General features: G+C 71.0%; 10 protein-coding genes. 1 reads left to right on the top strand and 9 read right to left on the bottom strand.

Translation table 11 applies throughout. The features are described 5' to 3' along the window. Nucleotides 1–148 precede the first annotated feature (148 nt). From CLV68_RS21300 to CLV68_RS21270, 7 genes are all read right to left on the bottom strand, one after another. Nucleotides 149–1,255, bottom strand: coding sequence for an epoxide hydrolase family protein (locus CLV68_RS21300; protein WP_211346705.1), 1,107 nt, complete (start codon nt 1,253–1,255; stop codon nt 149–151). Between the two features lie 79 nt (nt 1,256–1,334). Next, nucleotides 1,335–2,681 carry an aminotransferase class III-fold pyridoxal phosphate-dependent enzyme gene (locus tag CLV68_RS21295; RefSeq protein WP_121392670.1) on the bottom strand — a complete coding sequence of 449 codons (1,347 nt, stop codon included), beginning with the start codon at nt 2,679–2,681 and terminating at the stop codon, nt 1,335–1,337. 164 nt (nt 2,682–2,845) lie between these two features. Next, nucleotides 2,846–3,544, bottom strand: coding sequence for a class I SAM-dependent methyltransferase (locus tag CLV68_RS21290; RefSeq protein WP_121392669.1), 699 nt, complete (start codon nt 3,542–3,544; stop codon nt 2,846–2,848). A gap of 7 nt (nt 3,545–3,551) precedes the next feature. Further along, nucleotides 3,552–4,784, bottom strand: coding sequence for a cation:proton antiporter domain-containing protein (locus CLV68_RS21285; RefSeq protein ID WP_121392668.1), 1,233 nt, complete (start codon nt 4,782–4,784; stop codon nt 3,552–3,554). Between the two features lie 166 nt (nt 4,785–4,950). Continuing rightward, nucleotides 4,951–5,607, bottom strand: coding sequence for a PIG-L deacetylase family protein (locus CLV68_RS21280; protein WP_121392667.1), 657 nt, complete (start codon nt 5,605–5,607; stop codon nt 4,951–4,953). Then, nucleotides 5,607–6,344, bottom strand: coding sequence for an aminoglycoside 3'-phosphotransferase (locus CLV68_RS21275; RefSeq protein WP_121392666.1), 738 nt, complete (start codon nt 6,342–6,344; stop codon nt 5,607–5,609). The genes CLV68_RS21280 and CLV68_RS21275 overlap by 1 nt, the downstream gene beginning before the upstream one ends. Next, nucleotides 6,341–7,687 carry an aminotransferase class III-fold pyridoxal phosphate-dependent enzyme gene (locus CLV68_RS21270; RefSeq protein ID WP_121392665.1) on the bottom strand — a complete coding sequence of 449 codons (1,347 nt, stop codon included), beginning with the start codon at nt 7,685–7,687 and terminating at the stop codon, nt 6,341–6,343. The genes CLV68_RS21275 and CLV68_RS21270 overlap by 4 nt, the downstream gene beginning before the upstream one ends. Before the next feature lie 289 nt (nt 7,688–7,976). Here CLV68_RS21270 and CLV68_RS21265 point away from each other — a divergent pair, with 289 nt between their 5' ends. Continuing rightward, a complete protein-coding gene (locus tag CLV68_RS21265; protein WP_147460093.1) occupies nt 7,977–8,855 on the top strand; it encodes a hypothetical protein in 879 nt (292 codons plus the stop codon). Here CLV68_RS21265 and CLV68_RS21260 read toward each other — a convergent pair. Further along, nucleotides 8,825–10,450, bottom strand: a complete 1,626-nt coding sequence (locus tag CLV68_RS21260; protein WP_121392663.1) for an FAD-dependent oxidoreductase — start codon at nt 10,448–10,450, stop codon at nt 8,825–8,827. The two genes, CLV68_RS21265 and CLV68_RS21260, sit on opposite strands and share 31 nt — an antisense overlap. Continuing rightward, nucleotides 10,447–11,646: a 2-deoxy-scyllo-inosose synthase gene (locus tag CLV68_RS21255; RefSeq protein ID WP_121392662.1), complete on the bottom strand. Its 1,200-nt coding sequence runs from the start codon at nt 11,644–11,646 to the stop codon at nt 10,447–10,449. The genes CLV68_RS21260 and CLV68_RS21255 overlap by 4 nt, the downstream gene beginning before the upstream one ends. Nucleotides 11,647–12,128: the final 482 nt, after the last annotated feature.

The following is a 12,128-nucleotide window of genomic DNA, read 5'->3' as shown; positions in this document are numbered from 1 at the left end:
TCCAGACAAACCCCACCAGTCGAAAGGCCCCGAACTCTCACCCGGTGGTGGCTCCACGACTCGGGTCGCCGACCGTGCGGAGCTCAGTCTCACCGAACTACCGACTCGCGGGTGGAGGGCTCCCGATCACGCGATGGGCGCGGGAGCCTCAGAGGAAGAAGGCGGCCAGGTCGGTGGCCAGGGCCTCGGGTTCCTCGGTGGCGGCGAAGTGGCCGCCGGTGGGCATGACGTTCCAGCGTTGGAGGTTGTAGAGGCGGGCGGCCCAGGTGCGGGGGATGTGGCCTTGGTGGGCGTGTTCGTTGTCGAAGAGGGCGATGGCGGTGGGGGTGGTGACGCGGGGGAGGGGGAGGTCGTAGAGGGGGCGGTTGTCGTGGAAGTCGAGGAGGGAGGTGGTGATGGTGTTGGTGGTCCAGTAGAGGGTGAGGGTGGTGAGGAGGTCGTCGCGGGTGAAGTGGGGTTCCAGGGAGCCGTGGCAGTCGGACCAGGCTCGCCACTTCTCCAGGATCCAGGCAGCCAGGCCGACGGGGGAGTCGGCCAGGGCGTGGCCAAGGGTGAGAGGCTTGGTGGACTGGACGAGGTTGTAGCCGCCCTCGCGGGAGACGAAGTCCTCCTCGGCGGCGATGAGGGCGTGCTCGGCGTCGGACAGCGGGGGCGAACCGGGACCGAGGTCCGGGTCCAACTCCAGGTTGCTCAGGTGTAGACCCAGCAGGTCCTCCGGGAAGTCCAACCCGAGGAACGTGGTCACCCCGGCCCCGAAGTCCCCACCGTGGGCGGCGAAGCGCGAGTATCCCAAGCCGTGCATGAGATCCCGCCACAGCCGAGCCGTGTCCCGCATCGTGTGCGGACGGTCCGGTCGCGCGGTGAACCCGTACCCGGGCAATGACGGAACCACCACGTCGAACCCGCGCGCCGTCAACAACGGCACCACCGGAAGGTACTCGGCGAAGGTACTCGGCCACCCGTGCGTCAACACGATCGGCACGCCAGGGCCGCCCACCGCGCGCTCATGGACGAAATGGACCTCCACATCGGACACTCGCATGTGGAAGTGCGCGAACCCGTTCAGCCGCCGTTCCTGTGCGCGCCAGTCGAACTCGTCCGCCCAGTACCGCACGACTTCCCGCAGGTACGCCGGATCGACCCCCTGGTTCCACCCGACCCCGCCGACCGTCGGCCATCGCGTCGCCCGCAGCCGACCGCGCAGCGACGCCAGCTCGGCCTCGTCGACGAACACCCGGAACGGCAACGGTTCCACGCGCAACACCTCTCGCAGGCACCCCCGATGGCCGCCTGCCCCGCGGGGGTGTGGGCAGGCGGCCGAGGGGAGAGTCGGGTCAGCCGCAGGCGGTCGGCGGCTCGACAACCGAGTCGCGCTCGCGCCCCGCGATCGCCGCCACCGTCTCGTCGATCTTCGCCAGCAGCGCGGCGTCGTCGACCAGCTCGCCGCCGAATGCCTCGGTGGCGAACTCGATCTTGCGCTCGTTGGTGACCGCGCCCGGCCGGTAGTCGGTGCGGGACAACACCTCGCGCACCGCCTTCTCGAACGCGTCGACCGCGTGGTCGACCTCGGCGTCACCCCAGGCCGCGGTGATCATCTGGGTGCCGCTGTCCTCGAAGTACACCCCGTGGTCGAACGCGGCCCGGAAGATGTCGCGGGCCAGGTCGTCGGACTCCAGGATCACGTCGAACATCATCGGCGGCCCCGCCACGTGCGCCGGGATGCCCGCGTCGGTCAGCACACCGTGCATCCGCGACCGCAGCGCCGCACCGACTTCCTCGGTCCGCGCGTGCACCGACCCGTCCGCCACCACGTCCAACACCGCGAGCGCTGCCGCCATCGGGGGCACCTCGCGCGTGTACGTGCCGCAGATCCCCGCCTTGTCGTAGGCGTTGATGACGTCCGCGCGCCCCAGCACCGAGGCGATGCTGTGCCCGTTGCCGAGTCCCTTGCTGATCGTCACGATGTCCGCGGGCACCCCGCCGGTCCCGTTGAGCCCCCGCGCGCCCCACCGCAGACCGGTGATCACCTCGTCGAGCGCGAACAGCACGCCGTGCGCCCGGCACAGGTCCGAGAGCCGCCGGTAGTAGTCGACGTCGAACCACGCGGGCTCCGGCGTGACGAACACGCACGCGATCTCGTCGGCGAACTCCTCCAGGAGCCTGCGCAGCGCGGTCTCGTTGTAGCCGAAGTTCACCACGCGGGTGCGGGCCTCGAAGCCCATCTTCAGGTACGACAGCTGCCAGTCGTGCCACCCGTGGTAGCCCGAGGTGAGGACCAAGTCCCGGTCGGTCGCGGCGCGGGCCAGCCGGATCGCGGTGGTGGTGGACTCCGACCCGGTCTTGCAGAACACCGCCTTCTCCGCGGCCGGGTAGCGCTGGGTCAGCCGGTCGGCCAGTTCGACCCGTTGCGGCGACAGGGTTGTCGCGAACACCGCGCCGTGGTTGCGGACCGCGTCGACGACGGCCTCGACGACCGCCGGGTGCTGGTTGCCCAGCAGCAGCGCGCCACTGGCGGCGGTGACGTCGAGGATGCGGTTGCCCTCCACGTCGCGCATCCAGGACCCCTCGGCCGCCTCGATGACGACCGGGAAGCGGCTGCCGATGTCGTACTGCTCGGCGGCGGTGACCCGGCGGGCGCGCTCCAGGGTCTCCAGGTTGCCCAGGGCAAGGATGTCGGTCATCTACGGATTCCTCCACTGCTGCGACGTCGGAACTCCCCGAAGGCAAGCACACCAACGGTTTCGGACTATAGGCGAGAACCGGAAGACCCGTCGATCCCCCACCTGGCCGCTGCGCTCGAGCGTAGACGGCAAGAGTGGACGACGGGGGTGCTTTGGTCGAACTGCTAGTCCCACGTGTACACCGCCCACCCCCAGTTCTGCCCCGAACCCTCGACCAGCGACAGGAAACCGGCCGCCAGCACCAACTCCGGGTACTCCGGGCTGTAGTACAGGAGGTACAGCTTCCGGGGCCGCGCACGAACGGCCGACACCAAGTTGGCCAGCACCCGGGTGAGCACCTGCGGCCCGAACGGGTTGAACATGTAGATCACCAGATCGCCGTCCGGCACCACCCACTCAGCCGCGTCACACGCCTCGAACTCCACGGCGCGAGCCCGCACCGGCCCGGTGTAGCGGGTGACGTTCTCCTGGGCGACTTGCACGAGCGCGGGGGAGAAGTCGACCCCAACAGCGCGGCGGAACGGGTGCGCCGCGGCCAGCAGCACCACCCGCCCCTTGCCGCAGCCGAGGTCGACGAAGGTGAACCCGCTGTGGTCGATGTCCCCGAGCGCGTCCAGGGTCGCGGTGAACTCGCACTCCCGGGTCGGCCAGTAGTGGATGGCGTCCGCGCCGTTGGCGCCCAGCCCGTCGAGGCTGCCGATGCCGACCATCCGGCTGGTCTCGGTGCCGAACCGCTCGTCGAACCGGTCCGCCCGCTCGTGCCGCTTCGCCCGGTAGTAGTGGGTGAAGTCGATGACCGCCTCCCGCGGCCCCCACGCGCGCAGGGACTGCCAGAAGATGCGGACGTCTGTCCTGTCGAGCATGCGCGTCCTATACCGGGGTCGGGGCGCGGCGGGGCGCGACCAGGTCGTCGGTGATCACCGAGGGCGGGTACAGCAGCGCCAGCAGCGGACCGGCCATCGCGGTGGTGAGCAGCGCCATCACCACCATCAGCGTGTACAGCCTGGCGTCGAGCAGGCCCAGCTCGGCGCCGATGCTCAGCACGATCAGCTCGGTGAGGCCACGGGTGTTCATCAGCGTCCCGAGCACGGCGCTGTGCCGAGTGGACATACCCGAGAGCCGCGCGGCCCCGAACGCGCCGAGGAACTTGCCGGTGATCGCGGCCAGCAGGATCCACGCCAGCTCACCGAGACCGGTCGTGCTGAACGCCGACAGGTCGACCTTGAGCCCGGCCACGATGAAGAAGATCGGCAGCAGCAGCACACCGTTGAGCTCGGCGACGCGGTCATGGACGAGTTCGCGGGCGCCCTGGCGCGGCATCACCACCCCGAACAGGAACGCGCCGAAGATGAGGTGCAGGCCGATCCACTCGGTGAACGCGGCCGACAGCAGGACCCCCGCGACGACCACGGCCAGCGCGCCGGGCGTGAGCTTCCCGCGCCCCACCAGCAGCCTGCCCAGCAGCGGCCGCACCACCCACACCATCAACGCCAGGTACGGCACCACCAGCAGCACCAGCCACTGGTTGCCGTGCCCCTGCCCGGTCAGCGTGACGGCGACCGCGAGCAGGACCCAGGCCAGCACGTCGTTGATGGCCGCGCAGGTCAGCGCCAGCGAGCCGACCGGGGTGCGCTGCATGCCGCGGTCGGTCAGGATGCGCGCGAGCACCGGGAACGCGGTGATCGAGAGCGCGACGGCGATGAAGACGAAGAACCCGGTGCGCTCGGTGGGCGCGTGGGCGTCGGCGAGGTACCAGGCCAGCAGTGTCCCGAGCCCGAGGGGCAGCAGGATGGACGCCGTGGCGACCGCCGCCGCGACCTTCCCCTTCCCGCGCAGCAGCCCGCCGTCGAGTTCCATGCCGACGACGAACATGAACAGCGCGACCCCGATGTTGGCCAGCGCCGAGAGGTCGGCCCGGATCGAGGCGGGGAACAGCCCGCCGCCGATGCCGTTCGAGATCAGCAGCGGGAGCACGAACACCCCCGCCAGCACCTCCCCGATCACCGGTGGTTGGCCCAACGCCCTGGCCCCGGCGCCGAGCGCCCGCGCCAGCACGATGATCAACGCCAGGTCGAGCAGCAAGATGGTGGCATGACTGGTCATGGCGGATACACCATTCGACACCCGCGGGGGTTCCCCCGCCCCACACCGCCGCGGCGGGCCGCCCGGCCGGGTCCCCTCCCGGCCGCCCCCTCCATGAGCATCCAGCTCCGAGCCCGGGGCTCGTGGCGACTTCCCACGGTAGTGGCCGCGCGGACCCGGGACAAGGTTAGGCCACCAAGTCGTCGAGCCGCACCGCGGTCGAGGTCCACAGCCGTTCGCCACCCGAGGAGTCCGCGTGGGCGCGCAGCACCGGCAGGACCTCGGCGGGCAGTTGCGACGGGAAGAACAGGACGCCCTTCTCCTTCACGGCCCAGTCCACAGTGACAACGGTCGAGGTCTCCCCGTGCCGGTCGTCCGACCCGAGCGCGTACGGCAGGTCCTCGTACCACGCGGTAGGAAGGTCCATAGTGGAACAGGCAGCGCGCACCGCGGCGTGGTCGACGTGACCGCCGATGGCCACGGGGGCGAACACCAGGTCAGGTCGGATGTCCCCAATGGCCGTCCGCAACAACGCCGACACCGACGCCACCACCTCGGGCTCCGGTGTCGCGCCCATCTCCGTCTCGTCGGTGAAGCCGCGCAGGCTCGCGTCCGGCAGGTCGTGCCGCACCAAGCGCACACCGGCCCACGCGGCCCAGGAATCCTCCTCGGCGGCTCGGACACCGGCCGCGGCGGGAGAGCCGTGCGTGACATCCCCCGGGGCGTAACGGGTCTGACCGAAGAACGTCACCCCGAACACGTCCGCCCGCAACCGCGCCACGGTCCCACCCAGCGACCACGCCAGGTCGTCCGGATGGGGCGAGAGCAGCAGGACCCTGGCCATCAGAAGAACTCGTCCAGCAGCCGGTAGTACCGCTCCCGCTCCGCGTCGAACCCCACCCCGTACACCTCCAGCACCGACCGGCCCGCGTCCCGGACCAGGACCGCCAGGTCGCGCCACGGATCGGCCAGCCCGAGCCGCCCGACGTCGATGACCCCGGTCAGCTCGTAGGTCGACGGGTCGATGAGCACGTTGTCCAGTCCGAGGTCCCCGTGGCACACGACCAGGTCCTCGGGCGGCACCGGCAGCCCGGACAGCTTCTCCAGCAGCCGGTGCCCCGACCACCCGTCGTGCTCGGGATCGAGGTCGTCCAGGTCGACCACACCCGACGCCACCGCCCGCCGCGCCCAGTCGGTGGTCACCGACAGCGAACCGTCGAACGGGCAGTCGCGCAGCGCGTGCAGCGACCGGGTGAACTCGGCCACCGTGGCGATCGCCCGTGCCCGGTCCGGGGCGGTGTCCGCCGGGATGCCCGGCACCTCGGTCATCACCATCCAGGACTGCTCGTCCGACGCGCCGACCTCGATGACCTCCGGGACCGGGAAACCCCGCTCCTGCAACCAGCCCAGCCGCGCGGCCTCGTTCGACGGGTTGAACCGGAAGTCGTCCGCGCGCCGGGGCGGGGTCGTCTTCACGTACAGCGTCGACCGGCCCTCGACCCGGTACACCCGCGTCCCGTACGACCGGGACGCGACGGTGCGCCACCGGCCGCGCAGGCTCAGGGTCGGCGGCGTGGTCATCCGGTGACCGGGGCGGCGGACGTCCCCGCCGAGGGGTCACGGCGTGCCATCAGCTCGACGGTCTCCTCGATGCGCGCCAGCACCGGCGGTGTGTCGTGCAGCGAGCCGCCGAACGCGTCCAGGGCGAAGCCGAGCCTCAGCTCCTCGGACAGCTCGCCCGGCTCGATGTCGGTCGTCGCCGCCACCGCGCGGGCGCCCTTCTCGAAGGCATCCAGCGCGTGGTCCACATCGGACTGGGTGAACGCGGCGGTCACCATCTGGGTGCCGCTGTCCTCGAACCACGCGCCGTGCTCGTAGGCCGCGGCGTAGATGTCCCACGACAGCTGCTCGGACGGCGTGACCACGTCGAACATCATGTTCGGGCCGGTGACGTACGCCGGGATGCCGACCGTGCGCAACACCTCGCGCATGCCGTCCTTGAGCGCCTGGCCCATCCGCTCGCAGTGTTCGTGCACCGAACCGTCGGCGATCTCGTCGAGCACCGCCAAGGCCGCGAACATCGGCGTCAGCTCACGGTTGTACGTCCCCGCGATCCCGGCCGCGTCGTAGTGATCCAGCACGTCCGCGCGCCCCAGGAGTGCGGCGATCGAGTGCCCGTTGCCCAGGCTCTTGCTCATCGTGATCATGTCGGCGCGCACCCCGCCGGACCCGTTGAGCCCGCGCGGACCCCAGCGCAGCGCGGTGATGACCTCGTCGATGACGAACAGCACCCCGTGCCGCGCGCACAGCTCCGCCAGCCGCTGGTGGTAGGCCACGTCGAACCAGGCGGGCTCCGGGGTGACGATCACCGCGGCCACGTCCGCGCCGAACTCGTCGAGGTAGCGGGCCAGCGCGGTCTCGTTGTAGCCGAAGTTCGCCACCCTGGTCCGGGGGTCGTACCCCATGTTCCGGTACGGGCGCTGCCACTCGAACCACCCGTGGTACCCGGCCGTCAGGACCAGGTCCCGCCCGGTCGCCGCCCGCGCGATCTGGATCGCCGCCGTCGTCGCCTCCGAGCCGGACTTGCAGAACACCGCCTTCTCCCCGGCGGGGTAGCGCTCGCACAACCGCTCCGCCAGCTCGATGCGCTGCGGGGTGATCGTGCTGGCGTACACCACTCCGTGGTCGCGCACCGACCGGACGACGGCCTCCACCACGGCCGGGTGCTGGTTGCCCAGCAGCAGCGCCCCGCTGGCCGCGGTGACGTCGAGGATCCGGCGACCCTCCACATCGCGCATCCACGACCCGACGGCACTGTCGAACACGGACCCGAACCGGGTGCCGATGTCGAACCGCTCCGCCGCGGTCACCCGGCGCGCCCGCTCGATGGTCTCCCGGTTGGACCCGGTGACGATGGTGGTCATCTGCAACCTCTCCGAACGGACCCGACGCGGGAAGGCGGCACGGGAGCGGGATGGTCAACTCGGGTGCCACGACCGGCCCCGGTGCTCGCGGACACTACCCGAGCGGACACCCGCGCAGCCAGGTTTTCGTTGCGGCGGAGCCGGATAGCCCAACAGCGGCGTCCGAACGCCCCCAGTTGCCCGGAAACGCCACGGTAACCCGGCGGCGCGGGATAACTTGGTCCAGAAGGGACCGTCCGGCGAGGAAGGATGTCCAGTGGCCGCACCGGTGGCGCAACCGACTCTGCCCATGCCCAGGTTCGCACCCGAGCCCGTCCACGACCCGGACGCGTTCCTCGGCCGCTGGGTCTACGACAACCCCGCGCTGGCTGCCCGGCGCGAACTGTTCACCCGCTGGCTCACCGACCCGACCCCGCGTGAGGACATCGCCGAGCAGTTGGGGGTCCGGCTGGGGGAGTTGTTGCGGTCGTTCAACTCCACCGCGCCGCTGGGCGACCCGCTGCCGTTCGGCTACCGGTCCGCTCCCTTCGCGACGGTGTCCATGGCCGGGACCTGCGACGACGTCGCCGACGGTCGCTGGCCGCTGTTCGGCACCCCGATGACGCTGCGGTGCTACCTGCGCGACCTTTCCCTGTTGCCCCAGGACATGGTGGAAGCAGCGGACTGGAACTTCATGGACGCGGGCTTACCCGGTTTCCTCGGCTACCTCTACGGCTCCGTCCACGACGGCACGCTCTACCTGGCGGGCCTGCAAAGCGATCTCGGGGTCCGCTACAGCTACCTGTTCCAGGGGCGCGGCGGGGGCACCGAGGTGCGTGTGGGTGACGATGTCGTCGAGCGCTCCGCCGAGGAGATGGTCGCGGCATACGGGGAGTACGTCCCGGTGCTGCGCCGCACGTTCCAGCGCTACTGGATCCAGATCATGCTCGGCGCCGCCGTCACCTGGGCGCGGTCCGCCGGGGTGGACCGGATCGGCATCCTGCGTTTCCCGTTCCGTTCCGAGGAAGACGTCCAGGGCCACGTGGTCCGGCGGGTCTACGCCGAGCTGCCGGAGCGCATCTCGGGCGTGGACGAGACCGTGCGGGTGGGCGACGAGAGCCACCTGTACTCGGTGGCCCCCATCGCCTCCGTCGAGAGCTACCTCGGAACCAGGTTCAGCAGGCCCTGACGGCCGAAGGTCGGTGCCGCCCCTGGCGTGTGCAGCCCAGAGTCGATGCCGTAGTCGTTGCGCAGCAATCGATGTGCCGTCCGCAGTGCGACGGCCTGGATCGTCAACGTCGGGTTCGCGCCGCCGGGGAACGGCAGCACCGCCCCGTCGCCGACGTACACGTTGTCCGTGTCATGCAGGCGGCAGTCCGAAGTGGTCACACTCGTCCGCGGGTCGTCACCCATGCGGCACGTGCCGTGCAGGTGGCTGCTCCCCAACGCCCAGCCCGAGGGTTCCCGCACGGTGACACTGCACCCCGCGGCCGCCAGCATCCGCGTCCCCTGGTTCATCATGTACTCCAGCCGGGCCAGGTCACGGGGATGGGCCTGGTAGTCCATCACCACGTCCGCCACCCCGTGCGCGTCCGTGCCCGTCCCCAGTCGCACCCGGTTCGTCGTTTGCGGCTCGTCCGGCACCAGCGCCTCGATGCGCACCAGCTGTTCGGTGGACCGCAACCGGAACGGCCGCTCGGGTCGGGCCTCGTACAGCAGCCCGCCGATTCCGCCCGGCGCGTGCGGGTCCTGGTACAGGTCCGCGACGGCGCAGGTCGAGAACGGCCCGAGACCCATGGTCTCGCCACTGAGCTCGCCGACACCGTTGTACCGGTATCCGACCAGGTACTCGCTCAACTTGAAGCACAACCCCCGTCCGACCAGGTCATGGGTGTTGCCCAGCCCACCGGGGTGCTGGTCCGTTGTGGACCGGAGCAGCAACGCCGCCGTCTGCACCGCGTTGGCGCATAACACGAACCGGGATGCCCGGAACCGGTAGCGCTCACCGGTGTCCATCCGCACGCACTCCAACGAGGTCGCCTTGCGGCCCTCCGCCAGCAGCCGCACCGCCTTCATCCCCGCGAACAGCCGCGCGCCGTGGCGCAGCGCCGGGTCGAGGAACCGCGTCGAGTCACCCTTGGCCCCCGACGGGCACGTCCGGCAGATGCACGGAGCGTCCGCCGCACATCCCGGGAGTCCGTTGTGGGGTTGGCTGTTGAGCGCCAGGGGAGTGGGGAACGGGTGCCAGCCCAACGCGGCCGCGCCCTCGGCCAACAACGCGCCCTCGGCCGAGCGCGCCACCGGCGGCATCGGGTAGGCGCCGGTCGCGGGCAGGGTCGGATCGGCGCCCGCCAGGCCGGAAACCCCGACCAGGTGCTCGACCGCGTGGTAGTACGGATCGAGCTCGGTGTGGTCCCACGGCCAGCGCAGCGGGAGTTCGGTGCGCCCGAGCACCGTCTCGGCGTCGAAGTCGACCGGGCGGTTGCGGAAGAAGGCGCCGCCGAAGAACAGCGTGCCGCCGCCGACGTTGCAGGTCGTCCAGGGGTAGCCGATCTTGCCCCAGGTCCCGTTCTCCTGCCGGACCCACGCGGGCTCGGCCGCCGCGAGCAGGTCGTCGTAGCTGACGTCCGCGGTGACGTGCCCGCCCTGCTCCACGATCACCACCGACAGGCCCGCGCGCGCCAACAGCCACGCCGTGGCCGCGCCGGAGGCACCGCTGCCCACCACGCACACGTCATAGTTCTCGGCCAGTTCGGCCCGCGTCGGGACAGGTCCCAGGTTCACGCGACCTCCCCGTCGGCGCCGGTCAGCACGGGTTCGCGGCTCTGCACGACCTCCAGGGCCTCCCGGACCTCCACCAGCCGCACCGCCACCAGCGGCAGCCCGGGGTCGCCCGCCGGCCTGCCCAGCTCTCGCAACAGGACGAACGCGATGGACTCCGAGCAGGGCGGCAGGTAGCCGCGCTTGTTGTCGTCGCGCACCACGTCCATGACGTCGTCGACGGTCAGCCCGGCGGGCAGCCGCAGCGGCGCGCCCAGGGCGCTCACGACCTCCTCGTGCAGCTCGACGATCTCCGCGGGCAGCCAGCCCCTGCGGTGCGCGATGGTCGCGGCGACGACCATGCCGAACGCGATCGCCTCACCGTGGCTGACGCCGTCGTTGCCGCGCCGCCGGTGATCCGCCAGCTCCACCGCGTGCCCGACCGTGTGCCCGTACTCCAGCACCAGCCCGGTCCGCTGCTCGCGGGCGTCGTCGACGGTGACGCTGCTCTTGGCCCGCACGCTCTCGTCCAGCAGCCACAGCAGCGCCGCCGGGGTGGACAGCGCCCCGCCCGCCAGCACCTCCCGCAGCCGCGGCAGCGCCTCGGGGCGGATGGCCAGGCAGTTCTTCGCCGCCTCGCACAGCCCGGAGCGCAGCTCGCGGTCCGGCAGCGTCGCCAGCAGCGCGACGTCGGTGAACACCGCGTACGGCGGCAGGTAGGTGCCGATGTGGTTCTTGCCGATGGCGCTGTTGATCGCCTGCTTGAGCGAGAGCACCGAGTCCATCGCCGCGGTGGTCGTGGTCGGGATGTGCACCAGCCGCACGCCGCGGAACAGCAGCGCCGCGATCACCCCGGCCAGGTTGCCCGGCACCCCGCCGCCGAGGCCGACCACCACCGACCGGCGGGTCGCGCCCGCGGCGAGCACCCGCTCCAGGTCGGCGGCCAGCACCGGCAGCGTCTTCATCGCCTCGCCAGGCGGGTGGCTGATCACCTCGACCCCGGCCAGCGCCCGCAGCCCGGGCAGCAGCGCCTGCCCGTGCAGCTCGAGCACCGTGTCGTCGGTGACCACGACGAACAGGTCGGCGTCCAGCGCCGCCAGTTCCTGCAGCACCAGGTCGAGGCAGTCGACCCCGTAGTAGTAGGGGTAGTCGACCTCGCCGATCCTGATCCGCTGGACCTGCCAGCCCCCGGGGACCGCCCCGGCGTCGCGAGTCGCCATCCATCATCTCCCATTCGCCCAGTGGTCAACGCGAATTCGGTGTTCTCGTCTTCTCGCCGGATGAGCCCGAATGGTCCAAGGTTCGGCACGGGCCGAACATCGCACAGCCCCATTGCGGCGGAGCATACCGAGTCGCAATTGCGCCTTACAATAAGGACGCGATCACGATTCTGTGGTATGTCGGTCGGGTCGTGCTCGGTAATGGCGCGGAATTCTCCCGGGACACCGTCGGACATCGGATGAATAGGGGTTGCCGCAGTCTTCGTTCTGCCCTTGTCGAACCATCCTTACCGGACCGTCAGCACCGGGCGCGGACGCCGGGGTGGCCTCGGCCGCGGGCCCGCGCCCGGCGTCCCCCGGCGCCCCCGCTGTCCACCCTGGTTCGTTCCCCGGCGGATAACACCAGGTCACAAGCCTGTGTCGGCGGTGATGGCTGCCGACGCGCCGTCCACTCTAGCTACTCGGCGGCACCGGTGTGTGCG

The sequence above is a fragment of the Actinokineospora cianjurensis genome, from assembly GCF_003663795.1.
Taxonomy (GTDB): domain Bacteria; phylum Actinomycetota; class Actinomycetes; order Mycobacteriales; family Pseudonocardiaceae; genus Actinokineospora; species Actinokineospora terrae.
Note: the sequence above shows the minus strand (reverse complement) of the source record. Positions and strands in the feature narration are given on the sequence as shown.

Bases quoted from the DNA above. Each gene is read 5' to 3' on its own strand.
- CLV68_RS21295 (WP_121392670.1), bottom strand. From the start codon at position 2,681: ATGACCGACATCCTTGCCCTGGGCAACCTGGAGACCCTGGAGCGCGCC.
- CLV68_RS21290 (WP_121392669.1), bottom strand. From the start codon at position 3,544: ATGCTCGACAGGACAGACGTCCGCATCTTCTGGCAGTCCCTGCGCGCG.
- CLV68_RS21285 (WP_121392668.1), bottom strand. From the start codon at position 4,784: ATGACCAGTCATGCCACCATCTTGCTGCTCGACCTGGCGTTGATCATC.
- CLV68_RS21280 (WP_121392667.1), bottom strand. From the start codon at position 5,607: ATGGCCAGGGTCCTGCTGCTCTCGCCCCATCCGGACGACCTGGCGTGG.
- CLV68_RS21275 (WP_121392666.1), bottom strand. From the start codon at position 6,344: ATGACCACGCCGCCGACCCTGAGCCTGCGCGGCCGGTGGCGCACCGTC.
- CLV68_RS21270 (WP_121392665.1), bottom strand. From the start codon at position 7,687: ATGACCACCATCGTCACCGGGTCCAACCGGGAGACCATCGAGCGGGCG.
- CLV68_RS21265 (WP_147460093.1), top strand. From the start codon at position 7,977: ATGCCCAGGTTCGCACCCGAGCCCGTCCACGACCCGGACGCGTTCCTC.
- CLV68_RS21255 (WP_121392662.1), bottom strand. From the start codon at position 11,646: ATGGCGACTCGCGACGCCGGGGCGGTCCCCGGGGGCTGGCAGGTCCAG.